This window comes from Actinomyces minihominis, assembly GCF_900187855.1.
Classification (GTDB): Bacteria; Actinomycetota; Actinomycetes; order Actinomycetales; family Actinomycetaceae; genus Scrofimicrobium; species Scrofimicrobium minihominis.
Genome location: NZ_FYEG01000002.1, coordinates 18,385 through 42,014 on the forward strand (window position 1 = coordinate 18,385; position 23,630 = coordinate 42,014).

25 protein-coding genes are annotated in these 23,630 nt (G+C 57.4%); 17 read left to right on the forward strand and 8 right to left on the reverse strand.

The genetic code is table 11. The features are described from left to right. The first annotated feature begins 15 nt into the window (after positions 1–15). Positions 16–1,254, forward strand: a complete 1,239-nt coding sequence (locus tag CS903_RS02125; protein WP_099331917.1) for a multidrug effflux MFS transporter — start codon at positions 16–18, stop codon at positions 1,252–1,254. Here the strand turns inward: CS903_RS02125 and CS903_RS02130 are convergent. Next, positions 1,251–2,615, reverse strand: coding sequence for a DUF2252 domain-containing protein (locus CS903_RS02130; RefSeq protein ID WP_099331918.1), 1,365 nt, complete (start codon positions 2,613–2,615; stop codon positions 1,251–1,253). The two genes, CS903_RS02125 and CS903_RS02130, sit on opposite strands and share 4 nt — an antisense overlap. A gap of 97 nt (positions 2,616–2,712) precedes the next feature. Continuing rightward, positions 2,713–3,585, reverse strand: a complete 873-nt coding sequence (gene dapA, locus CS903_RS02135) for a 4-hydroxy-tetrahydrodipicolinate synthase (RefSeq protein WP_164996646.1) — start codon at positions 3,583–3,585, stop codon at positions 2,713–2,715. Between the two features lie 194 nt (positions 3,586–3,779). Between dapA and CS903_RS02140 the strand changes: the two genes are divergently transcribed. Genes CS903_RS02140 through CS903_RS02160 form a run of 5 tightly spaced genes read left to right on the forward strand, consistent with a single transcriptional unit; the run spans position 3,780 to position 7,168 of the window. Then, a complete protein-coding gene (locus CS903_RS02140) occupies positions 3,780–4,964 on the forward strand; it encodes a CE1758 family FMN-dependent luciferase-like monooxygenase (protein ID WP_099331920.1) in 1,185 nt (394 codons plus the stop codon). Between the two features lie 33 nt (positions 4,965–4,997). Further along, positions 4,998–5,468 (forward strand): MarR family winged helix-turn-helix transcriptional regulator, encoded by a 471-nt coding sequence (locus tag CS903_RS02145; protein WP_164996647.1) that lies wholly within the window; start codon positions 4,998–5,000, stop codon positions 5,466–5,468. Then, on the forward strand, positions 5,468–6,145 hold the full coding sequence (locus CS903_RS02150; protein WP_099331922.1) for a CE1759 family FMN reductase: 678 nt from the start codon (positions 5,468–5,470) through the stop codon (positions 6,143–6,145). Before CS903_RS02145 ends, CS903_RS02150 begins: the two co-directional genes overlap by 1 nt. 30 nt (positions 6,146–6,175) lie before the next feature. Next, positions 6,176–6,379 carry a hypothetical protein gene (locus tag CS903_RS02155; RefSeq protein ID WP_099331923.1) on the forward strand — a complete coding sequence of 68 codons (204 nt, stop codon included), beginning with the start codon at positions 6,176–6,178 and terminating at the stop codon, positions 6,377–6,379. A gap of 51 nt (positions 6,380–6,430) precedes the next feature. Beyond that, the gene (locus CS903_RS02160) at positions 6,431–7,168 is read left to right on the forward strand and encodes a tyrosine-protein phosphatase (RefSeq protein ID WP_099331924.1); all 738 of its coding nucleotides are present in this window, start codon (positions 6,431–6,433) and stop codon (positions 7,166–7,168) included. Between the two features lie 66 nt (positions 7,169–7,234). Here the strand turns inward: CS903_RS02160 and deoD are convergent, their stop codons facing one another. After that, on the reverse strand, positions 7,235–7,942 hold the full coding sequence (deoD, locus tag CS903_RS02165; protein ID WP_099331925.1) for a purine-nucleoside phosphorylase: 708 nt from the start codon (positions 7,940–7,942) through the stop codon (positions 7,235–7,237). A gap of 117 nt (positions 7,943–8,059) precedes the next feature. Here deoD and CS903_RS02170 point away from each other — a divergent pair, with 117 nt between their 5' ends. After that, positions 8,060–8,845 carry an HAD-IIB family hydrolase gene (locus CS903_RS02170; protein ID WP_099331926.1) on the forward strand — a complete coding sequence of 262 codons (786 nt, stop codon included), beginning with the start codon at positions 8,060–8,062 and terminating at the stop codon, positions 8,843–8,845. Positions 8,846–8,896: 51 nt separating this feature from the next. On the opposite strand, the gene CS903_RS02175 is transcribed toward CS903_RS02170, so the two are convergent. Beyond that, complete coding sequence (locus tag CS903_RS02175) at positions 8,897–9,478, reverse strand: DUF3043 domain-containing protein (RefSeq protein ID WP_099331927.1); 582 nt, start codon at positions 9,476–9,478, stop codon at positions 8,897–8,899. Positions 9,479–9,540: 62 nt separating this feature from the next. Between CS903_RS02175 and CS903_RS02180 the strand changes: the two genes are divergently transcribed. The 5 genes from CS903_RS02180 (at position 9,541) to trpD (ending at position 14,010) form a co-directional block, all read left to right on the forward strand. Next, positions 9,541–10,908 carry a M20/M25/M40 family metallo-hydrolase gene (locus CS903_RS02180; RefSeq protein ID WP_099331928.1) on the forward strand — a complete coding sequence of 456 codons (1,368 nt, stop codon included), beginning with the start codon at positions 9,541–9,543 and terminating at the stop codon, positions 10,906–10,908. Positions 10,909–11,013: 105 nt separating this feature from the next. Then, positions 11,014–11,367, forward strand: coding sequence for an iron-sulfur cluster insertion protein ErpA (gene erpA, locus CS903_RS02185; RefSeq protein ID WP_099331929.1), 354 nt, complete (start codon positions 11,014–11,016; stop codon positions 11,365–11,367). Positions 11,368–11,446: 79 nt separating this feature from the next. Continuing rightward, positions 11,447–12,406, forward strand: a complete 960-nt coding sequence (locus CS903_RS02190) for an FKBP-type peptidyl-prolyl cis-trans isomerase (RefSeq protein WP_099331930.1) — start codon at positions 11,447–11,449, stop codon at positions 12,404–12,406. A gap of 115 nt (positions 12,407–12,521) precedes the next feature. Next, positions 12,522–12,920, forward strand: a complete 399-nt coding sequence (locus CS903_RS02195) for a response regulator (RefSeq protein WP_099331931.1) — start codon at positions 12,522–12,524, stop codon at positions 12,918–12,920. Positions 12,921–12,924: 4 nt separating this feature from the next. Next, on the forward strand, positions 12,925–14,010 hold the full coding sequence (trpD, locus tag CS903_RS02200) for an anthranilate phosphoribosyltransferase (RefSeq protein ID WP_099331932.1): 1,086 nt from the start codon (positions 12,925–12,927) through the stop codon (positions 14,008–14,010). Here the strand turns inward: trpD and CS903_RS02205 are convergent. After that, a complete protein-coding gene (locus tag CS903_RS02205; protein WP_099331933.1) occupies positions 14,007–14,285 on the reverse strand; it encodes an Lrp/AsnC family transcriptional regulator in 279 nt (92 codons plus the stop codon). The two genes, trpD and CS903_RS02205, sit on opposite strands and share 4 nt — an antisense overlap. Positions 14,286–14,409: 124 nt before the next feature. Between CS903_RS02205 and CS903_RS02210 the strand changes: the two genes are divergently transcribed. The 3 genes from CS903_RS02210 (at position 14,410) to CS903_RS02220 (ending at position 17,952) form a co-directional block, all read left to right on the forward strand. Then, positions 14,410–15,165 (forward strand): lysophospholipid acyltransferase family protein, encoded by a 756-nt coding sequence (locus CS903_RS02210; RefSeq protein WP_099331934.1) that lies wholly within the window; start codon positions 14,410–14,412, stop codon positions 15,163–15,165. Positions 15,166–15,299: 134 nt separating this feature from the next. Beyond that, positions 15,300–16,520, forward strand: a complete 1,221-nt coding sequence (locus tag CS903_RS02215) for a pyrophosphate--fructose-6-phosphate 1-phosphotransferase (RefSeq protein WP_099331935.1) — start codon at positions 15,300–15,302, stop codon at positions 16,518–16,520. 7 nt (positions 16,521–16,527) lie between these two features. Further along, positions 16,528–17,952, forward strand: coding sequence for a class II 3-deoxy-7-phosphoheptulonate synthase (locus CS903_RS02220; RefSeq protein WP_242491714.1), 1,425 nt, complete (start codon positions 16,528–16,530; stop codon positions 17,950–17,952). Here the strand turns inward: CS903_RS02220 and pknB are convergent. Continuing rightward, a complete protein-coding gene (pknB, locus tag CS903_RS02225; protein WP_099331937.1) occupies positions 17,949–19,889 on the reverse strand; it encodes a Stk1 family PASTA domain-containing Ser/Thr kinase in 1,941 nt (646 codons plus the stop codon). The genes CS903_RS02220 and pknB overlap by 4 nt on opposite strands. 80 nt (positions 19,890–19,969) lie before the next feature. On the opposite strand from pknB, the gene CS903_RS02230 reads away from it, so the two are divergent. Beyond that, the gene (locus CS903_RS02230) at positions 19,970–20,401 is read left to right on the forward strand and encodes an Rv2175c family DNA-binding protein (RefSeq protein ID WP_129587566.1); all 432 of its coding nucleotides are present in this window, start codon (positions 19,970–19,972) and stop codon (positions 20,399–20,401) included. Positions 20,402–20,417: 16 nt separating this feature from the next. Here the strand turns inward: CS903_RS02230 and CS903_RS02235 are convergent, their stop codons facing one another. Further along, on the reverse strand, positions 20,418–21,572 hold the full coding sequence (locus tag CS903_RS02235) for a polyprenyl synthetase family protein (RefSeq protein WP_099331939.1): 1,155 nt from the start codon (positions 21,570–21,572) through the stop codon (positions 20,418–20,420). A 145-nt stretch (positions 21,573–21,717) separates the two neighbouring features. Between CS903_RS02235 and CS903_RS02240 the strand changes: the two genes are divergently transcribed. After that, entirely contained in the window at positions 21,718–23,244 is a 1,527-nt protein-coding gene (locus CS903_RS02240; protein ID WP_099331940.1) for an RNA polymerase sigma factor, read from the forward strand. An 82-nt stretch (positions 23,245–23,326) separates the two neighbouring features. Here the strand turns inward: CS903_RS02240 and CS903_RS02245 are convergent, their stop codons facing one another. Next, positions 23,327–23,557: a DUF7455 domain-containing protein gene (locus tag CS903_RS02245; RefSeq protein WP_207203727.1), complete on the reverse strand. Its 231-nt coding sequence runs from the start codon at positions 23,555–23,557 to the stop codon at positions 23,327–23,329. Positions 23,558–23,630: the final 73 nt, after the last annotated feature.

Here is a 23,630-nt window from a genome sequence, read left to right on the forward strand (position 1 = left end):
GGGGGACCTTCAGATATGTCGGGCGTTAGCAATCAGTCCCTCGGGGAGACATGGTCACATCGTCGCAGCCTGGCCTACATCCTTGTGCTGGGAGCCCTGACGGCTTTGGGGCCCTTTACAGTCGACATGTACCTTCCTGCCTTTCCCCAGCTTGAAACGGAGTTTGGTGTCGAGGCAGCAGTTGTCCAACTGACCCTGACTGGCACCATGGTGGGCTTCTCGGTCGGTCAGCTTGTCGTAGGACCACTCTCTGACCGATTAGGTAGACGGTACCCGCTGATTCTTGCAACCCTGGTGCACATTGCGGCATCGGTAGGCATTGCCCTTGCTCCCTCCATGGCACTGCTTGGCGTCCTGCGTGTTCTTCAGGGGTTTGGTGCCGCGGCAGGTGGCGTCGTCGCCATGGCTACGGTCCGAGATCTCTTCGCAGGGCGGGCCCTGGTGCGCATGCTCAGTCGAATGGCGTTGGTTAACGGCTTGGCCCCGGTGATTGCTCCGGTTCTTGGTTCCTGGTTACTCACCGTGACCTCTTGGCGAGGAATCTTTTGGGTCCTCGCTGCCTACGGGACGCTGGTTGTGACCGCGGTTGCGGTCTTCATTGTTGAGACACTGCCGCCGCATAGGCGCCAAAGGACAAAAGGCGCCCTGCTTCGTAACTATAAGATTCTCTTCGCGGACCGAACCTACGTGGGAGCCATCTTGATAGCGGCGATGACCTTCACGGGTTTGTTCGCCTACCTGTCAACTGCGCCGTTTCTCTTCCAACAGGTCTACCGGTTCTCGCCAAGTGAGTTTGGCACGCTGTTTGCGGTGAACTCCGTCGCGGTGATTATCGGAGTTCAGACTAGCTCCCGTCTGATGGACTGGTTCCGGATCGGCCCGCAGTGGATCCTTGCTGGGACCACACTTTCCCAGCTTGTCTTGGCACTGACAATCGTTGGCACGAGTGTTGCTGACCTGGGGACGTGGGGCACTGCGATTCCGCTGTGGTTCTTCGTACTGTCCTGCGGGTTTGCATTCCCAGCCCAGCAGGTCATGGCACTGTCCGGTCACGGTGAGCAGGCTGGAACAGCCGCTTCCATCCTGGGAGCGACAAACTTTGGTGTCGCGGGTCTACTCTCACCCATCATCGGCCTCCTCGGCGTAGGAAGCGCCGTACCAATGGGTGCGGTCATGGCCTGTGCAGCGACCCTGGGGACTCTCTTCCTCTGGCTAGTCGTCCGTCCCCGGACAATCTCCGGGCTGCTTGATTAGGAGATGGCCTCGGTCGCGACCTCGACGCGTCCCTCCGCGATAGCCTGGAGATAGTCTCGATAGTCCTTCGCAACCTGCTCAGCGTACTGGGTGCTCCACGACGTGAAAGCTGCATCGATCGCCGCTGAATCTCCCATATAACCACCCACCCAATGGGCGTACGGGCTCTGGGAGTGAGCGCGGGCCAGCATGGTTGCGCAAAGGGAAACGTAGTTCGACAGGCTTTCAAGATCCATTGCCGTGGTGTCAAAACTTCCTTTGGCATCGCGGTACTGACGGCTGTAGAAGGATCGATTTGGCCCTGTGATGTGGCCGAGGAATGGATCGGAAACAGCCTGAAGAATGCGCTGGTGAATCACGATCCTCTGTCCGTCCGTGGCCCCCTCAGGAACAGTCTGAGGCGTGGTGATGTTGGGTTGAGAGAAGTTTTGCACCACTGACTTTCCGGCCTCTTTTACCTGCATGACGAAGCCGTTGCCCTCGGGTGCTGTCAGGGCCACAAGGTAGCAGCGGGTGCCAACGGATCCCACTCCAACCACCCTCATGGCAACGTCCGAAACCTCATAGGTTGACATGAGGAGGCTAATGTCAGGGAGGGTGGTCTCGCGGTACTCAGCAAGGAGCTGCTCAACATAGTGCCGAGGGATGTCGAGGGCATGTGTCAGGATCGGTGGGTTCTCAACAAAACGAATGTAACCCATCTTGTCCGGTTGCATGAGGTGAGCAATGGTCCGGTCGGCATCACGCTTTCGTGCCTTGGCCATGGTCTTGGCGAGTCCCTTGATACCTCCGGTTCGAACCTCATTGGCGATGTCACTTTCATCGACTGAGACGTAGTGCCTCTCAATCGCAGGCAAAGTGAGCATCTCCTGGAACATCTCGCGGTACTGCCGAGCCGCCTTTTCAACCAGCACGCTGGTTGCTTCTGCCGGGAAGCCATTCTCGCGGGCGGCAAGTATTGCTGAGGTCAAGAGACGCTTAACGTCCCATTCCCAGGGTCCCGGGGCGGCCTCATCAAAGTCATTGAGGTCGAACACCAGCCGTCGTTCGGGCGAAGCGTAGAGTCCAAAGTTGCTGATGTGGGCATCGCCGCAAATAACCAGGTGTACATCGGTTTGGGCCTGATGGGACAGATCGTAGGCCATGAGCCCGGCTGACCCACGAAAGAACGCAAACTCGCTGGCGGCCATGCGCTGGTGTCTGATCGGCACCAACTCGGGAATGCGCCCCTCGTCGCGGACCTGGATAGCTTCGGCCGGGTCGCGGTCAACCGGCGTGAACACACCAAGCTCTTTGCGGGGAAACGCCTTCCGGGCCAGTTGACCTCGATTACGTAATGACTGTGCGGACTCGATGGGCATACCCGGGGCTCCTCTATGTGCCAGGGCGGCCAGAGTCGGCCGTTGAGAGAAGTGTAGTCAACCGGCAAATCTGATCAACGGTTTTCCAAGAACTAAGCTATGCCAGACCGAGTCGCTCGATCTCTTGGAAGAGGGGTTGTGTCTCTTCGTTACTTAGAGGTAGGAGCGGGAGCCGAAGTTCGTTCTCAAGTAAGCCGAGCCGGGACATAGCAGCCTTGACCGGAATGGGGCTGACCTGGGCGAAGAGGAGCTTGATCAGAGGGGCAAAGCGCTGGCTCAGCTGAAGGCTCTCACTCCAGTTTCCCTCATCGAAGGTCTGGATAATCTCGCTCATGGCACTGGGTATCAGGTTAGATGCAACAGAGATAATCCCCTGGGAGCCCAGGGTAAGGAATGGGTAGAGCAGGTCGTCGTTTCCTGAGTAAATATCGAGGGTGTCCCCAAAGAGTCTGAAGTCTTCAAGGATTTGGCTCATCGAAGGGTTGGCTTCCTTAAGCGCCACAATCCTCTCGTGTGAAGAGAGTCGGGCAACGGTGGCTGGTTCGAGGTTCAGTCCGGTTCGTGAGGGAACGTTGTAGAGGATGACAGGTCGATCAACCGCATCCGCCACTGCCTCGTAGTGCGCCACCAGGCCGTCCTGGGTTGTCTTGTTGTAGTAGGGCGTGACTGCAAGGAGCCCATTCACTCCCAGGTCACCCATGACGCGACCCGCCTTTATTACCTCGGCGGTGTTGTTACCCCCGATGCCAGCAATGACGCACAGTCCGTCGGCGTTCTTGAGGACAAACTCAACCACTTCACGCTGTTCATCAAATGAAAGTGTTGTGGGCTCTCCGGTGGTGCCACACGCGATAAGGGCTTTAGTGCCGCCTTCGATCTGTGCGCTGAGAGTGCGTTCGAAAGCCTGCCAGTCGATCTTTCCATCACAAAAGGGGGTGACAAGGGCTGTGCCTGATCCTCGAAAAAGCATGGCGCTTCCTTTCGCAGTGGGACTTGCAGGAGCAACTCTAACAACGTGGCCTCGATCGCCCCTACCGTTGTTTAGGATGGCCATCATCCTGTGCGTTACGTAACGGGTTCTCTCGTCGACATTAAGTATGCATATGCATATACTTTAGTCATTGGGGCGCCTCACCTGGCACCCACTTAACCCTGGAGGCCGCAATGCAGTTTGGAATCTTTTCAGTTGGTGATGTCACCCGCGACGCTGTTTCGGGAAAGACCCCCAGTGAGCATGAGCGCATCAAGTCGCTAGTCAACATCGCAAAAAAGACCGAAGAGGTTGGTTTTGAGGTCTTCGGGATCGGGGAGCACCACAACCCACCATTCGCGATCTCCTCACCGGCTGTCTTTATGGCAGCTGTGGGAGCTCAGACGACGAACCTGCAACTGACAACATCAACCACGCTAATTACGACGAATGACCCGGTCCGCATTGCGGAGGAGTACGCCCTTGCGCAGCATCTGGTTGACGGGCGTCTTGACATCATGCTTGGCCGAGGGAACACCGCCCCGGTCTACCCCTGGTTTGGTCAGGATATTCGCCAGGGCCTTCCACTTGCCCTAGAGAACTACAACCTGCTCCACCGCCTGTGGAACGAGGACGTGGTTGATTTTGAGGGGAACTTCAGGACCGGACTACAGGGCTTCACCTCAATTCCACGTCCCATGGATGATGTCGCACCCTTTGTTTGGCATGGCTCTATCCGCACGCCGGAGATCGCGGAACAAGCCGCCTACTACGGTGACGGGTACTTTGCCAACGGCATCTTCTGGCCCATGTCCCACTTCCAGCGCCTCATCGCCCTCTACCGCAACCGTTTTGCGCACTACGGTCACGGCACTCCCGAAGAGGCAATCGTGGGTGTTGGAGCCCAGGTGTTCGTGGGGAAGTCGACCGAACAGGCTCGCCGCGACTACCTGCCCTACTTTGAGGCGTCACCCGTCTACTCAAGTGGACCGTCCCTCGAAGAAATGTCGGCGCAAACTCCGCTCCTCGTCGGTAGCGTGCAGGAGGTTATCGACCGCGTTATGGGCCTTCGAGACTACTTCGGGAACTATCAGCGCCAGATGTTCCTGATTGACCACGGTATGCCCGAGGAACTGGTGCTTGAGCAGCTCGAGATCCTGGGTTCCGAGGTGCTCCCGGTCTTGCGTAAGGAGTACGAGGCCGTGACACCGAAGAACACACCTAGCGCCCCGACCCACGCGTCACTAGTCAAGGCCAAGTACGGTGATGAGCTTCCTCGTCAGCCCCGACCGAACCCCAACCGCGGCGACAATGTTACGGGGACTTCTCCCTACCAGGATAGCGATCCGACCATTCAGGTCAGAATGCCCCGTCTCTAACATTCAATGAGTAAGAAGGAAGCGAGAACCTCTATGGTTGAGAAACTTTCCAGGGACCAGTTGCAGCAGGCATCGGCGACCTGGGAAGCCCTTCTACGGGTCTTTAACAGTCTGAATCGTCAGTTTTCCACGGATGGCTCATTTGATGAACTCCCGATGCGCGAGTACGACATTCTTTACACGCTCGCCAAGGCCGGTGAACCCATGACACAGTCCGAGCTACTCGAGGGGGTTGTCCTCAGCCAGCCAGCAGTTTCTCGAATGCTCAAGAGGCTCGAGTGTCAGGGTTTGCTCGAACGACGTGCTCATCGTGGTGACGGAAGGGCAGCCCTCTTTTCGCTCACCGAGCTGGGCAGGGAAAAGCAAAGAAAGATTGGCAAACTGCACGGCAAAGCCATCGCTCGGCGGCTTTACGAAAATCTAGATGATAGCGAAGCAGTCGAACTTGCCAGGCTGGCACTAAAGCTCCTTGGAAGTCCAAAAGATGAAATGGAAAAGAAGTAATGCAGGCAAGAAAAATCGTCATTGTCAGCGCCGGTACGTCTGAGCAATCAACCACGACCGAACTTGGTGTGATGATTGCTCGTGAGGTTGAACACGAGCTTGAAGCCCAGGGGGTTGCTCCCTCGACTTCTCTCATAAAACTGCGGGACCATGCCCGCGATATTGCGGGCGGCATTGGTTCAGGTATTAGGACAGATAGTCTCAATCAGGCGCTCGACTCACTGATCGATGCAGATGTTGTTATCGCTGCAACGCCTGTCTACAAGGCCGGAATGTCGGGTCTTTTCACGTCATTTTGGGACCTGGTGGACGATGATGCGGTTCTTGGAACGCCCGTCATCTTGGCGGCAACAGCCGGGACACCCCGGCACGGTCTGGTTCCCGATGAACTGATGCGGGGACTGTTTGCCTACCTCCGCTCCATCGCTGTACCAACATCCGTCTTTGCGGCCACCGAAGATCTGGCGGCACCTGCATCGCTACGAAAGAGGTCTCAAAGAGCGGCTGTTGAGGCTGCGGTTCTGGTCTCAGCAAATGTAAGGGAGCAGATTCGGGGCCGATCAGATGGGGGATACAGACGTAGTTTTCGTACCGACGGACATGCTCCGATTGATCCGACTGATTCCCTGGACTTCGACTCCGACCTCATGAAACTTGCTGCCGGTGGTCTAGGATAGAAAAGCATTCGACGAGGGAGAGAGTGACCGGTGGATCCAGCAATCAGACAGGCAATTACGTGGATTACCCTCTGCCTGGCAGTGGTGATGACGCTCTTTACCTGGGTTGATATTTCCGGGGGAGATTCAGGAACAGCAGTGTGGCTCTCTGCTGTTGCCTGGCCGCTGGTGGGTGGACTGAGCGCGTGGGTTCTGGTTAAGAACCCCTACCAGTCACCTGACCGGGAAGACTAGTCCCTACTGCGAACAGCTCAAATTACAATTACAAAGGGAGGAACTTTCACCATGACAATCGTGCGCTACAACCTGAGTGGGTTTTCCAATCTCAGGGATGGTGGGGGAATGTCGGTACCGGGTGGATACATCCGGACCATGCGCCTCTTGCGGTCGGATAACCCAACGGAACTGGACGCGCAGGATGTCTCGTTCCTTCGCGATGCTGACCTTAATGCCGTGATTGACCTGCGAACAGAGTTTGAGGTCCTGTCCGAACCATCGCAGTTCAAGCACCATGGTTTTGCCGTCAAGCACAACTCCATCATGGCCGGCTCTGCTGCATCCATGCTAGAAGGCACCCCGAGCGTAGAGCAGATGTACATGCAGATGATCAAGGACGGTGGTCGCTCTCTCGCCAAGGCTGTGACTGGGGTAGCTTCAGGACTCCGCGGTGGCAGTGTGGTGGTGCACTGCACGGCGGGTAAGGACCGCACGGGAATCGTCATCGCCCTCATTCAAGACCTGCTCGGTGTGGATCGCTCGGAGATTGTTGCTTCCTATGCTTTAACACAGGAAAACCTTCGAGGTCCCTGGGTGGAGAAGATGCAGGCCCAAGTCAAGAAGCTTCTGGGGGAAAAAGAGGCGCAGAAATTGACTCCCCTCATGTCTGACTCACCGCCCCAGGCGATTACGGCAGTCTTTGACCATCTGGACAAGAATTTTGGCGGGTCACTTGGCTACCTGACCCAACATAAGATGGACCCCGCCATTGTGGAGCAACTGAGGGAAGCCTTGGTTCGGCCCTGATCTGACAGCGAAAAGGCCCTCCTGATCACTCAGTGTGGAAGTAGATCAGGAGGGCCCTTTGCCGTGTTAGGAGAGTGCTGCAGCGACCGCAACCTTGAGGGCGGTCTGGAACTTCGTCTCGCGTTCCTCGGCAGTCATGTCTGCGCTGCCGTCGAGGAGGTGATCCGAGACCGTGAGGACCGTGAGGGCCTCTTTGCCATACTGGGCCGCGGTTCCATACATGGCTGCCGCCTCCATTTCGACACCGAGCACACCGTACTGGGCAAGTCCGTCTACCATGCCCGGAACGACGCGATAGAAATGGTCCCGCGAGACGATGGGACCCACGTGAACGGTCTGACCCGCGGGTACTGCGTCATGGGCGGCCTTGACCAGGTTGAAGGATGCCATCGCAGCGTAGTAAATCTCCGGAATACGATTCTGGTTGAAGTTCGAGTCGGTGTGGGCGCCCATTGCAATGACAGTGTCGCCAACTTTGACGTGTTTCGCGATGCCGCCGCAGGTTCCCACCCGAATAATGCGTTCGACGTCAAAGAACTGGAACAACTCGCTGGCATAAAGAGCAGCGGATGGCTGGCCCATACCAGACCCCATAACGGATAGAGGCTTACCATCGACCTCGCCGGTGTATCCGAGCATTCCGCGCACATCGTTGATCAGGCGAGGCTCCTCGAAGAGGAGTTCAGCAATACGCTTTGCTCGCAGCGGGTCACCGGGCATGAGAACCGCGGGGGCAATGTCGCCCTTCTCTGCGCGAATGTGTGGTGTGGCCATAGTTTCCTCCATTGGAAAATCGTGAGCAATGACTGCAGCCATTTCTGCCGCATGCAGTCAGTCTAGTGATGTGTCTGCCGCAGCAAAATGGAACGGTAGCAAGGGTAGGTTAGGTGCATGACAAAATCAGAACGACCCGGCGGCTCTCCCCGCTGGAAACTCGTCGCCTTCGACCTCGATGACACCCTGGCACCCTCGAAGTCTGCACTCCCGGACCGAATGGCTGCGGCGTTACGTCACCTGCTTGATGTGACACAGGTGGCGGTAATCTCCGGGGGAGCTTTTCCGCAGTTTGAGCTGCAGCTGCTCGGCAACTTGAAGGCCAGCCGGGAGCAACTAGAGAACCTCCACTTACTTCCGACGTGTGGAACCAGGTATGCGCGTTTCAGTGGTGGCGAGATTGAAGACGTCTACGATCACCCGCTCAGTGAAGACGATGTGAACAGGGCGATAAGTGCCCTCCAAACCTGTGCACAGGAGCTGGGCCTCTGGGCGGAGAATCCGTGGGGAGACATCATCGAGAACCGCCACTCGCAGATTACGTTCTCCGCCCTCGGTCAAGCGGCCCCGCTTAGTGAGAAGCAGAGCTGGGATCCGGATGGAAGTAAGAGAGCTGCTCTAGCGGCTGCGGTTGCGAAGTTGCTTCCTGATCTCGAGGTGCGTTCCGGAGGTTCGACCTCGGTCGATATCACGGCTCGCGGCATCGACAAGGCTTACGGTATGAACGCCCTCGTCGAGCAAACTGGGATTGCCAAAGAGGACATGCTCTTTATTGGTGACCGTTTGGATGAGGGCGGGAACGACTACCCGGTAAAGGCTGCAGGCTGGGAGACCCTCGCGGTGACCGGTTGGGAAGACACGGCAGAGGTTGTTGAGCAGATTGCGAGCCAGCTGAGCTCCTAGTTGAATGCAGGAACAGAATCGCCCCGGAGAAACCTCCGGGGCGATACTGCACTACTTGGGGAACTCTCCTCGAGCCACCATTGGCTTGGGGGAGCGCCACCTGCGTGCCATCAGCATGCGCGAGTAAAGGTAGAACCATGATCCCCTGGGGATCTGCTCGCCGGGGTACTTCTCAGCGACACGCTTCTTGATCTTGCGCCACACAAAGAAGGACTCGATCAGCGAAATGACCAGCATTCCGTAGAAAAGAACGGTGAGACCGACAATGATGAAGTTTCCTGTGGCGCCGAGCATCGGCAGGAACGAGAACAGAAGCATCCCGCCCAGGAAGATCAACATGGCAGGGAGGAGGAACTCGGCTACCGACCACCGGGCATCGACGTAGTTACGTATATAACGCCTAATGCGTCCCTTATCTCGAACAGGAAGGTAACGTTCATCGCCGGTTTCAAGGGCGATTCGTTCGCGCTCATATGCCTCTGCTCGCTTTTGCTTCGCAATTTGCTTAGCCAACTTGCGGTCATCTGGCACCAGCGGCTTGCGCAGGGCGGCCTCAGCCTCTCGGCGGGTTGGGGTTGGCCGACCTTTTGTACCAGAAGTTGGGCTCGGCTCTAGGTTCTCTTCACTGCTCACGACCCCAAGGCTAACGGAATCTAGCTTTTATTCCCAAGCGGGCGAGCCGGTAGATTACTCCCATGAGTAATTTTGATGAACTAGCCGGTCATGTTGATGCTGGCACATCCGCCCAGATCGACGATCTCTCCAAGATCGTCGCGATTCCTTCCGTTGGGTCCGACCCGAAACACGCCTCAGATCTGCAGCACAGCGCTGAGTTCGTGAAGGATCTTTTTGCTGATCTCGGGTTCGCTGCTCGTGTGTCTCGCTCAGAGATCACGCCCGGCAACTACGGGGCCCCCGCGGTGATAGCGAAGAGCCCCTCGGTGCCGGGACGTCCAACAGTCCTTCTCTACGCCCATCACGATGTTCAACCCGTGAACCCAGACCGTTGGTCATCCTCCCCATTTATCGCTGAGATCAGGGGTGACCGGATGTACGGGAGGGGAACATCGGATGACGGAGCAGGGATCGCCGTTCACCTTGGTGCTATTCGCGCCCTTCAAAGGACTACACCCGACCTCCCCGTGAACATCGTGGTGTTCATTGAGGGAGAGGAGGAGGTCGGTTCGCCCTCGTTCAAGAACTTCCTGGCTGACCACCGTGATGAACTGGCAGCAGACCTAATAATCGTCGCTGACTCGAACAACTGGACCGTTGATGTCCCTGCTATTACCGCGTCATTGCGCGGGGTTGTCACCATTGACGTGAAGGTTGCTGTGCTTGAACATGCGGTCCACTCCGGAATGTTCGGCGGTCCCATTCTCGATGCCGTGACACTCTCAGCACGTTTGATTTCGACCCTGCATGATGCCTCTGGAAACGTCGCTGTACCAGGACTCGGCGGGACACAGAAGGCAGAGGTCGTCTGGGAGGAAGATGATTTCCGCCGCGATGCTTCGGTTCTTCCGGGCTACGAGCTAGCTGGCAGCGCAGATCTCGCTGCGCGTGTGTGGACGATGCCGGCAATAAGTGTGATCGGCATGGATGTCACCTCGGTGTCGGACTCCGCTAACGCGATTATTCCAGAGGCCACATTCAGGCTCAGCGTTCGCACTGTGCCGGGGACGGATTCATCGGAAGTCGCCGCCCTGGTAGAAAAGTACCTGGTTGAGAATGCGCCGTTTGGATGCCGGGTTTCAACAAGTGTTGAAGAGACTGGGCCCTCCTACCTTGCGGATTTGGATAAGGCAGCTGTTCAAGACCTAAGGTGGGCTCTCTCTGAAGCCTGGGGAACAGACGCCGTTGCGATTGGTGTCGGCGGCTCAATTCCGTTCATCGCAGAGTTTGAAGAGGTGTTCCCTGAGGCCGAAGTGCTGGTGACGGGTGTAGAAGATCCCGCCACCAATGCGCACTCCGAGGACGAGTCCCAATCCCTGAAGACCCTTCGCAACGCAACCCTTGCGGAGGCACTTTTGCTCCAGCGTATTGGTAGCAGAGCAATTTGATCTGAGAGCGGAAACACCCCGCTCCCATCCCCTTCCACAGTGACACTCGAAATCGACCCGCGTAAGGTGGATGCAGGGATACCCCTACTTACCACGGAGGTACAGATGTCTGACTTGCTAACAGAGCTGCCAACACACGAGGTCAAGCTCTCAGATAAGGCCGCAGAAAAGGTCAAGATCCTTCTCGAACAGGAGGGCCGACAGGACCTTAGGTTGCGCATTGCTGTTCAGCCGGGCGGATGCTCGGGCCTTATCTACCAGCTCTATTTTGATGAGCGTCTTCTCGATGGGGATGCCGTGGTGGACTTTGACGGCGTCGAGGTCGTTGTCGACCGAATGAGCCTGCCCTACCTTGCCGGTGCCACCATCGACTTCTCCGACACGATCGAGCGGATGGGCTTCACAATCGATAATCCGAATGCAGGAAGCTCCTGCGCCTGCGGCGAATCATTCCACTAGACCGAAAGTTCACTAAGCGGCAAATGATGTCCCCGCATCAAGCGGGGCATCTCTAATTCAGAAGAAGGGTACCGTCAGCATGCGCACGGCACGATTCACCACGCGGGTTGCAGCACTAGCAGTTGCGGCAGCACTTGGCTTGGCAGCCTGTAGCTCCCCGGGCTCAACCGACTCCACCTCTCAGTCCGGACCGGCTTCAGGTAGCGGGGCAGAGTCGGGCTCTGCGAGTGGCCCGGAGGTGGATCGAAACCCCACCGGTGAGCTCCCCGAGATCTCGGGTGCATTTGGTGAGGTGCCTGTGATGACACCCGTCGAAGCTGATCCTCCGAAGGTAATCACCGTTGACACCCTTGAAGAGGGCGACGGTGCGGTTGTGGGCGTTGATGACGTCGTAACCGTGAACTACGCTGGCTTCCTCTGGGATGGCACCCCGTTTGACTCGTCATTCGGGCGCGGCGCTCCCTCCACCTTCTCCCTCAACTCGGTTATCCAAGCTTGGAAGTACGGTTTGGCAGACACAAAGGTCGGGGATCGGGTACTGCTGATTGCTCCACCCGAATGGGGTTACGGCGACCAGGCTAACGGCGATATACCCGCCGGTTCGACCCTGGTTTTCGTAGTCGACATTATCGAGGTGTTTGGATCCGACACCAGCGCTCTCGAGAGCGCGAAGCTAACAGAGACACCCCTCCCTGAAGGTTTGATTGTTGAAGGCGAGCTAGGTGAGGCCCCGGCGGTCTCGTTCGAAGAGGGCGTTGCCTCACCGGAGTCGGAGCAGACCGTTGTGATTGCGGAGGGTGAAGGCCCGGTTATCACGGCGGATGACACCGTGGTCTATCACTACCTAGGAACCTACTGGGGCACGGATGTTGAGGCCGTGTCAACATGGGAAAGTGGTGCGCAGGCTATTCCAGCTCAGGGTTCACTGTTTCTTGGCGAGAAAGTCGGGTCACGGGTTGCCTACGTGTTCCCTAGTACCGGAACCGACCAGCCTGCAATGGTGATGGTGGTCGATATTCTGGCTGGATACAAGCAGTAGCCGTTTACACACCACGGGTGCATCAAGTCAACATGCAGCTGCTTCCATGGGCGGTAGACTGTAATAGGTTTGGATCCGTGCCCAGAAACCTGGGTAGGACGTTGAGGAGAAACTTTTGGACGCTCAGGCAGTGGACGTACTGATCTACTCGGCTAACTCAGAGACCCGCCAGGCAGTAATTGAAGGTACGGGAGTGCGTCCGGGTCGGGACTCAGCACGTCTGAACTGGATCGAAACTGCTACGGCTGCGGGAGCGCTGAAGGCGGTGGCAGATCATCAGCCACCGATCGTTGTGCTCGATGCAGAGACCCCCAAGGTGGGAGGCATGGCTGTTGCACAGGATATTCGCAATGAACTAGAGCTTCCCGTACAGCCGGTGGTAATACTTCTAACTGCTCGTCCCCAGGACCACTGGCTCGCTACCTGGTCAGGTGCTGCTTTCACCATTCAGGCGCCATATGATCCTCTTGAGCTCCAAGAGACGATGGTGGAGGCCCTCAAGTCTACGAGGTAGGCCAATGACGTTATGGCGAGAGTTGGCGCCACGCCTTGCAGGCGGTGAAAGACTTTCCTACGAAGAGAGTCGTCGGGTCATGGCTGAAATCATGGCCGGTGAACTTGGTGAGATTGGTCTGGCCTCATACCTGTCGATGGTTGCGCTCCGGGGAGTGGGGGTGGCTGAGCTGCGCGGACTCGCTGATGAGATGCGAAGTGTGGCAAAGCCGATTGACCTTCCCGAGCGGGTAGTTGACATTGTCGGGACGGGCGGAGATAAGGCCAACACAGTCAACATCTCTACCATGGCAGCCCTGGTCATTGCCGCCGCAGGCTATCCGGTTGTGAAGCATGGCAATAGGGCTTCAACTTCCGCGTGTGGTTCGGCAGACCTTCTCGAAGAACTCGGCGTGGATTTGGACATGCGCAGTTCAGGGATCATCGCCTCGTTTAGGGCGGCGGACATCGCGTTTCTTTTCGCAAACAAGTTCCATCCCAGCATGCGTCACGCAGCCCGAGTGCGCCGTGACCTGGGTTTTCCCACAGCATTCAACATCTTAGGTCCCCTGACTAATCCGGTTCGGCCCGTAGCCTCAGCTGTGGGTGTTGCCCGCCAGGACGCGGCCCCCCTGGTAGCCGGAGTCTTCAGGGAGCGGGGTAGCAGTGCCTTTGTGTTCAGGGGGCTCGAAGTCGGCCTCGACGAACTCAGTCCCGTAGAGAAAGCTCAGGTCTGGGTCGTGGGTGGGGGAGAGATCGCTGAGCTAGTGGTTGACCCCGCCTCTATCCTGGGCCTACCTCGTTGCACCGTGGAAGAACTTCGCGGCGGAGCTGCCGCGCATAACGCCACGGTGGCAAGGGAGGTCTTTAGTGGTGCCGAGGGACCGGTCCGGGACGCTGTTGGTATGAACGCCGCGATCGGGATGATGGCTGGACACGCAGCTGGTCTTCCAGGGCCCCTTGCTGAGATGGGACTTGTTGCCGACTGGTTTTCGGAAGAGAGCTTCGCAGGGGGCCTACGGGCTGCCTACGAAATAGCACAGGTAACCCTGGCCTCGGGAGCCGTAGAGAAGACCCTTAGCAACTGGGTTGAGGTGAGCCGATCGGCCTAGTCGAGGCCGATATGAAAGGCTTCTTCCAGGTCTGTGCTTGAGTAGGCGCGGAACGCCAGGTGGGTCGAGAGAGACGTAATGCCCTTGACCTTTGCTATCCCATCCGAGACAACATCCTCAATATCCTCGTAGTTCGAAACCTTGACCCGGGCGATCAGATCAATGTCTCCGGTAACCGAGTACACCTCAACAACACCCGGTATGTCCGCGATAGTCTGGGCGACTTGGGGGATAGAGTCAACAGCACAGTTCACCATCACAATTGCAGTGATCATGGTGCTCCCTTCTGGTTCATTCGTTCACTTTCTCCAGCCTAATGGGGAACTTGCTGCAACATGACGTAACGTAAGAACCTAGAGTTGTATGTGGTCACCAAACCAATAGAGTGCAGGAGTTGGCGTGGGTTTCTATAACGTGCTTAAAGGTGCTGGCTCGCCTGTCTTGCGTGGGGTTTATCACCCCTGGGTTCGCGGCGCTGAGAACATCCCCAAGACCGGCCCGGCTATCTTGGCTTCGAATCACAATGCAGTCTGGGACTCGATCTTTCTGCCCATGCTCATCGACCGTGAAGTCGTCTTCATGGGTAAGGCCGACTACTTCTCGGGTACTGGCGTGAAAGGCTGGGCAACCAAGAACTTCATGAAGGCGGTCGGGACCATTCCCGTTGACCGCAGCGGTGGAAAGGCTGCTCAGGCAGCGATGAAAGCTGGTCTGGACCGGCTGAACGCCGGAGAGTTGTTTGGAATCTACCCCGAGGGCACTCGCAGTCCGGATGGGCGGTTGTACAAAGGAAAGACAGGCGTGGCACGCCTGGCGCTTGAGTCCGGCGCTCCCGTTATCCCCGTGGCCATGATGGGAACCCACGCCGCCCAACCAATTGGTAAGAAGATCCCTCTCCGAACAGATATCGGGGTGATCATCGGGGAACCTTTGGACTTCTCTCGCTACCGAGGTCTTTCCAAGGATCGCTACATTTTGCGTGCCGTGACTGATGAGATCATGTACAACCTAATGCTGCTGTCAGGGCAGGAGTATGTCGACCTCTATGCAGCCGATGTCAAGGCACAGCTGGCCGCCAGCGGAGAGTTTGACGGACCGGTTCCAAACTCCGCCAAAGTAGAGACCGAGGTCTCTGATGAGAAGTCCGCTGAGTAAAGGACTGTAATCAGGAGCATTGCGGACGTGGTCCCCGACTACGTCCGCTGCTGACCAGCGCCCTTCGACATCGATCCGGTCAGTGTAAAATGAGGGCGATTCAGCATGTAGTTTTCTATGAAAGAGGTTTCAAGGTGAGCGTAAAGCGTGTAGCGATTCTGACAGCCGGAGGTTTCGCACCATGCCTGTCGACCGCAGTTGGCGATTTGATTGAGCGTTACAACGAAATTGATCCCAGCATCGAACTGATCGCGTACCAGCACGGTTACCACGGCCTTTTGACCGGTACCTATGTTGTCGTTGACGAGGACGCACGAAAGAACGCTGCGGTACTCAAGCGTTTCGGTGGCTCACCCATCGGTAACTCAAGGGTAAAGCTTACGAACGCCAAGGACCTGGTCAAGCGTGGTCTGGTTACAGAGGGGCAGAACCCTCTCGAGGTCGCAGCCGACCAGCTCAAGACCGACCATGTGGACGTTCTTCACACCATCGGTGGTGATGACACCAACACCACGGCAGCCGACCTTGCGGCTTACCTTCACGAAAACGGCTATGAGCTGACTGTCGTAGGCCTTCCGAAGACCATCGACAACGACGTGGTCCCCATCCGCCAGTCTCTCGGAGCTGATACGGCGGCCGAAGAAACATCGAAGTTCGCGCAGAACATTATCGGTGAGAACCGAGTTGGACCTCGCACTCTGATTGTCCACGAGATCATGGGACGGAACTGTGGGTGGCTCGCTGCTGCCGCCACCCGAAAGTACCGGGAGTGGCTCGACCAGCAGGCCTGGGTCCCCTCAATTGGACTGTCGCGTGAACGCTGGGATGTTGACGCCCTCTACCTGCCCGAAATGCACTTCAATCTTGACGAGGAAGCGGTTCGCCTGAAGTCAGTGATGGATGAACGCGGCAACGTTAATATCTTCATTTCCGAGGGTGCCGGTGTACCGGAGATTCTTGCTGAAATGGAGGCCAACGGTGAAGAGATTCGCCGGGATGCATTTGGGCATGTCCGCCTTGATGAGATCAACCCGGGCAAGTGGTTCAGCGAGCAGTTCGCAGCTCGCCTCGGAGCCGAGAAGGTCATGGTTCAAAAGTCCGGCTACTTCTCACGTTCTGCCGCATCGAACGAGTACGACCTCCAACTTATCGGTGAAATGGCAGATCTGGCTGTTAAGTCTGCCCTGGAAGGTGTTTCCGGGGTCGTCGGCCATGATGAAGAAGACGGTGACAAGTTGAAGACAATCGAGTTTTCTCGCATCGCCGGCCACAAGGCATTCGATGTCACCTCTCCCTGGTTCGTAGAGATGATGGAAAACATGGGGCAGCCACTGGAAGCTGCTCCGGCAGAGTAGGGCGAACTTGACTAGACCCTGGGAGACGTGGCGCGCCGCAGTGGCGCGCCACCAGCCCGACTATCAGGACTCTGTTGAACTCAACGAGGTCGTCAGTACTCTTCAGCATCGCCCCCCGCTGGTCTTTGCCGGTGAGGTAGACCATCTACGCAAGGAACTGGGTCGAGCAGGACGTCACGAGTCGTTCGTCCTCATCGGGGGTGACTGCGCAGAAACATTCGCTGAGTCCACTGCGAACCAGTTGCGACTCAAGATTCAGACGCTTCTGCAGATGGCTGTGGTGCTCACCTATGGCAGTTCGATGCCCGTGGTGAAAATCGGTAGAATCGCTGGCCAGTACGCGAAGCCACGCTCATCCCCGTTTGAATCGAGGGGTGAGGAGGTTCTGCCTTCCTATCTTGGAGATGCTGTCAACTCTTTCGAGTTCACTGCCGAGTCACGCCTGCATGATCCGAAACGTCTCCTCGATACCTATAATGCATCCGCTGCATCATTGAACCTGATCCGTGCATTCGCCAAGGGTGGTTACGCTGATCTGCGACGTGTTCACGAGTGGAACCGTGGTTTTGCTGCCAACCCTGTCTTTGCGCGCTATGAGCAACTGGCCCAGGAGATTCATCGTGCCGTCCGCTTCATGGAGGCAGCCGGTGCCGACTTTGATTCCCTCAGGCAGGTGGATTTCTACTCATCACACGAGGCCCTGCTACTCGAGTATGAGTCAGCGCTAACCCGTATCGATTCACGTACGGGGCTGCCCTATGACACTTCGGGGCACTTCCTGTGGATTGGGGAGCGTACGCGTGACGCCGATGGCGCCCATGTTGAGCTTCTAAGCCAGGTACGAAACCCCATCGGGGTAAAACTGGGTCCGACCTCGACGGCAGAGGATATCAAGAGGCTGACCGATCGGCTTAATCCCCAGGGTGAAGAGGGGCGGTTGACCTTCATGGCCAGGATGGGTGCCGAAGAGATTGGCTCTGCCCTCCCTCCGCTTCTCGAAGCCACAAAGAGCGATGGACGACCTGTCACATGGATTTCAGATCCCATGCATGGCAACACTATCTCGACTGCGAATGGGTTCAAGACCCGGGACTTCGACACCATTATGAGTGAGGTGAGGTCATTCTTCGACATTCATGATGCCGTAGGGACGGTTCCCGCTGGGCTGCATGTGGAACTGACCGGCGCGGATGTCACCGAGGTCATCGGTGGCTCCGAAGGGCTAGATGATCTGGCACTTGAACAGCGCTATGAGTCCCTGGTTGACCCCCGACTTAATCACCAGCAGTCGCTAGAGATAGCGTTCCAGGTGGCAGAAATGGCCGCCAGGGCAAATGAGGGGCAGACTTCGCAGGCTTCTAGCCCAGATGCCTTTGCTGTCGATGACTGGCATCTTTTTGACACGTCCTCGCAGGCTGGACGCCTACTCTAAACGACGGTAATCGTTACGGTTGAACCGCGTCGCTGAAGCTCCCCTCCACCAGGGCTCTGAGAGCCCACAATGCTGAAGAAGCCGGCGATGCGGTTCACCTCTACCTTGAAGCCAGCCCCCTCGAGGATCTGCCGTGCTTCGTCCTCACTGCGGCCGTACACGTCCGGAACACTAACGTACTCAGGCCCCTTTGAGATGACTATTCGAACGCTGTCCCCACGGAAGAGGGTTTCTCCACCAGCCGGGCTCTGGGTGACGACATTCCCCTCTGCTATGTCGTAGTTGTACTCTTCGGCGACCTCGACCTGGAGGTTGGCAGACTCAATGGCGGCTTCAGCCTCTTCCCTGGGAGTATCGACCACCTGGGGAACCGACATAGGTTGACGGCCCTGGGAAACGATGATGTCGACCGAAGTGTCGTGACGGACGCTTCGTCCGGCTTCGGGGACAGTGCCGATTACAGTCCCGGCGGGAACATCCTCGGACCATTCTTCAATAGTTCGACCAGTCCCTAACCCCTCTTCGCTGAGGGCGCTCTCGGCTTTCCCCGGCTTGAGACCCGACACATCGGGAACATCGAGCATGAGAACGCCCTTGGAGACAGTGATCTGCACATCTTCGCTCTTGTGGACGGATTGGCCTGCGGTCGGGTCCGTCTCGATTACGTACCCTTCGGCCACGGAGTCCGAGTTATCGTAAATTATTATCGAAGCCATGTTGGCATCAGACAGTATCGCCTCGGCATCGACTACGGTCATGCCTGCCACATCGGGAACCTGAAGGTAGGCTCCGGGCCCATACTGCTGCCACCACCACCAGGTACCTAGACCGAGTGCAGCAATCAGCAAGATAATCGTGGTGATGATGAGCCAGCCGCGGGACCTAGCCGTCATATGGGGTGAATCAGGGGCAGCTATCGCACCCGAAGTGTGCACCACGAGTTCCTGCACGGGAAGTACCGAGGTTCTGCCCTGCCTGCTGATCGGCACCGTGATTTCAACCTCGCTGCCAGAATCTTCAGAACCTGCTGTCTGCGGCAGTTCGCGGCGAAGAATCTGGCCGGGAACGGCCTCGCGGGTGTGACGTAGCATCATGATTGCGTCACCTGAACTCGCAGGGCGTTCGACCGGGTTGCGAGAGCAGAATGCGGACACCAGTTCGTCAACTTCGACGGGTAGCCACTCTGTTTTATGTGAGGGGAGGGGTATATCTTCAGATACTCGCGACAGGGCAACCTGGACGGGATTATCGTTCTCACCGGGAAGGTCGGCGGTGAGCATCTCATAGAGCATGACGCCGAGGGCAAAAATGTCAGTCCTCGAGTCCGACCCCCCGTTGAGTGCCACCTCTGGAGCCAGGTAGGCGACAGTACCCATGATGGAGCCGGTGGTGGAGAGGCTAACTTCGGATGCAGCCCGCGCAAGTCCGAAGTCGACGATACGGACCGTCCCATCTGTATCAATGAGGACGTTCTCAGGCTTGAGGTCACGGTGGATTACACCGGCTCGGTGAGCCGCAGAAAGACCTTCGAGGATCTGCTCGGATATATCGAGGGCATCCTCGAGTGTGAGTGGACCGGTCTGCCTAATGAAGGAGCGCAGGTCACCGCCCTCAATTAGCTCCATGACCAGATAGCCCTGGCCCTCGACGACCCCTTGATCGTAGATCGGAACAATGCGGGGATGGGATATCTTGGCTGCCGACCTAGCTTCTCGGCGAAAGCGGGCCGTAAACTGCTCAGACTCTGCAAGGTGGGGGTGCATGACCTTGAGGGCGACGAGGCGGTCGAGCCTTTCATCACGCGCGACGTAGACCGTTGCCATGCCGCCGCGGGCCATGCGTGAGATCACACGATAGCGCTCGTCGATCATCATGTTGATAAGCGGATCGGTGAGCGAGGAGGCGCCCTGGTGGCCAGTGGCTTGCTGATTAGTCATTCACGATCCTTTTCACAGTTGGGATTCTACGTGAACGGGCGATGTATCCGTATCTGGCACACGGGTACTACTCTGGTCCCATGGCTGAAACTCCTGAAGAAATGCTCAAGCGAATCCCGCACATCTCGGTAACCGAAGCTGCTGATCGAATCGGGGTTGAGAAAAGTCGGATAAAGCAACTCGTCAATGAACGGCACATACTCGCACTGAAAAGTCGCGGAGAGCGACGCGTCCTCGAGGAGACACTGCAGGCATTGCCACCAGAGGATCAGTATGTTGCGGAACTACGTCAGCAAGGCAGCAGCGAGCCGCGTTTAGTTCGTGTCACCGATGAACCGCTGGCAACCCTGAGGGGGACCGTTCTACTTCTTGAGGACGGTGGGTACACAAATGAGGAACTTGTGGATTGGCTATGGCGTGACAATCCGTGGTTGCAAGCCCGTCCGATTGACAAACTACGCGAGGGATCACACAAGCAGGTTAACCGCGTAGCGGCAACCGAGTCCTGGTAGACAGGCCCGTCACCGGCTACGAAGAACGGTTTGTCACCGTCCGAATCAGATACCGAACCAGGTCCTTGGCGGAGTCGGGAAGTGCCGCTGCTTCCAGGACCCCCAGGGCTTGAGTTGTCAGCTCACTGATCAGTTGCTCATGCGCTTCATTCCCGAAGTTTCTCAGGGCCCCACGGACCTCCTCGACTTCATCTGGAGAGAGCTCGCTTTGCCCGTAAAGCTCGATGAGACGCTGCGCCACGCTCAGTGGGGCATTCTGCAGTGTGAGGGCTAGGAGTACAGTGCGTTTCCCCTCAACAATGTCTGTCGCGGTGGGCTTTCCGATCTCAGCCTCCTCAGAGAAGGCCCCCAGGGCATCATCACGCAGCTGGAATGCCACCCCGGCTGGCTCAAGCGTCCTCGCTAGGATCTCGAGAACATCCTCACCGGCACCGACGGCCACCGCTCCGAGGACAGCGGGGTGCATGATTGAGTAGCGAGCGGACTTCTGCCGCACGACCTCCATTAGTGTCGCCGTATCGAGGATTTGCAAGCCGTCCTCATTCGCAGATAGCGGAAGGTAGGAGATGCCTGTATCGGCCCACTGGCCCAGAGCCACCTCACCGGTCATGAGGGAGAATCTGCGTGAAAGCTCAAGTCCCTGATTTGTCGTGCTGTATGGCAGTGCACCCGCCAGGGCATTAAATGCCGCTGATAGAAGTAGATCACCTGTCAGCACTGCACCGTCTCGACCGAAGTTCGTTGCGCTTCCCCATAGGTTCTCGCGAGAGTGAAGCTCTGCAAAGTAGACGTGAGGCGTCTTTTGACCGCGCCGCGTATCGGCACCATCGAGCAGATCGTCGTGAACAAGTGCTGATGCCTGGTAGAGCTCAAGTGCGGTTGTCAGAGCTTGGACCCGAGGATCGGAACCGACCGATTCGAGAAGGTGGACCGAGTCGGCATATTCCAGGTGGGAGACCGATGTTGCAGCCGCTGCGCCTATGAGGGCGCATACTGCCCGGAAACGCTTTCCTCCGCTCACGGCTGAGATTGCGGGTTCGTATGCGGAGCCTGCGGCAGAGATGACAACGTCGCGGAAGAAGGCCTCCGCGCTCTCTTCGACGCGTTCGTCGATGTCCGAACGTAGTTGCTCAAGGACCGCGCTGATGGGGGAATCGGTGGTGACAGACATGAATGACACTCTATTAGGGCTGTCAAAACTATGCTGTCTGCAAACCCCAGTGCGCCTTTAGCTCGGTTTGGCAGTATAATTGTAGGAGTCTTCGGCCTCCAGTTGAGGGGCGATCCCATCCGTACACTCTCAGAAAGGCTCCTGCGTGTCTAATACGACCGAAGTAAAGCCAGCAGACACCAAGAAGCCCGCGACCCGTAAGACAGCGGCAGCGGCTAAGGCGACGACCTCAAGCAAGACCACGGTCAAGGCTGCGGGGGAGGAAACTCCTGCCAAGGCTTCAGCGAAGACTACCACTGCCGCAAAGGCCAAGTCTGCAGCCGAGAAGGCACCCATCAAGGCTGCCACGAAGGCTCCCGCGAAGAAGGCTCCTGCAAAGCGGACACCCGCCAAGACTGCCGAGGTAGGCGAGGCCGAGAAGGCTCCCGCCAAGAAGGCACCCGCCAAGGCTGCCACCACGAAGGCACCCGCTAAGAAAGCACCCGCCAAGAAGGCGCCTGCAAAGCGGACACCCGCCAAGGCTGTAAAGGAAGCGATTGAACCCGAAGAGGCTCTTGAGGATGTAGAGCTGGAAGAAGACGAAGAGATCGAAGTTGACGTCGATGACGTTGAGGACGATGAGGGCGAAGAGTCTGACAAGGATAAAGAGGAGCCTGAGGAAGAGGCCCGGGCTGAGAAGCCCAAGGCACCCGTTCGTGGCTTCCTCGTCTCCGACTCAGATGATGCCGATGAGCCGGTTCAACAGGTCACCGTCGCAGGTGCGACCGCGGATCCTGTCAAGGACTACCTGAAGCAGATTGGTAAGGTCTCCCTCTTGAATGCAGAGCAGGAAGTTGACCTAGCACGCCGTATCGAAGCCGGTCTTTACGCTGACTACAAGCTGAAGGAAGACGGAGCCCTGATGAGCTCACGTGAAAGGCGCGAACTCACGCAGCTTTCAGCGGACGGTCAGAATGCAAAGAACCACCTCCTCGAAGCGAACCTGCGCCTGGTCGTGTCGCTTGCCAAGCGTTACACGGGGCGGGGAATGCAGTTCCTTGATTTGATTCAAGAAGGGAATCTGGGTCTGATTCGTGCGGTTGAGAAGTTCGACTACATGAAGGGGTACAAGTTCTCGACCTATGCCACCTGGTGGATCCGTCAGGCTATTACACGGGCGATGGCTGACCAGGCACGAACCATCCGTATCCCAGTCCATATGGTAGAGGTCATCAACAAGCTCGCGAGAGTCCAGCGTCAGATGATGCAGGACCTCGGTCGTGAACCCACACCCGAGGAGCTTGCTCTTGAACTAGACATGACGCCTGAGAAGGTAGTTGAGGTTCAGAAGTACGGACGTGAGCCAATTTCCCTTCACACCCCGCTGGGTGAGGACGGCGACTCTGAGTTCGGCGACCTGATTGAGGACTCCGAGGCCGTTATACCTGCCGATGCTGTTTCCTTCACGCTGCTCCAGGAGCAGTTGCACCAGGTTTTGGACACACTGTCAGAACGCGAGGCGGGGGTTGTGTCTATGCGGTTTGGGCTTGGCGATGGACAGCCTAAGACCCTGGATGAGATTGGAAAGGTTTACGGGGTTACCCGTGAGCGAATTCGCCAGATTGAGTCAAAGACGATGAGCAAGCTTCGTCACCCGTCGCGCTCGCAGGTGCTGCGCGACTACCTCGACTAGAGGGAACTTCAAGTGCAGTAGGGGCCGGTTCGAAACTCGAACCGGCCCCTACTGCAATCGCGGATCGTCCGCCCCAAAGGATCTAAGAGTCCATCTGATCGCGGTCATCCTGAAGGAACAGTGCCACGCCCTCGAGTGCATCGAGGTGCTGGTTGGCGTGGTGGGCGCAGAACAGAAGTTCCGATGCTGGGAGGACAGCCCTAACCCACGCGCGGGCCCCACAGGAATCACAGCGGTCGGTTGCATCGAGCTCTCGCTTGGAGAGGTTTGGCAACAGATCCGGGATAATCGGGTTGATAGTCGTAGCGTTCATATCCACATAGAACCATGATGCGCCGCCTTTTTGAACTGCCGTCCCAACTCTTTCGCCAATGGCACAACGGTGT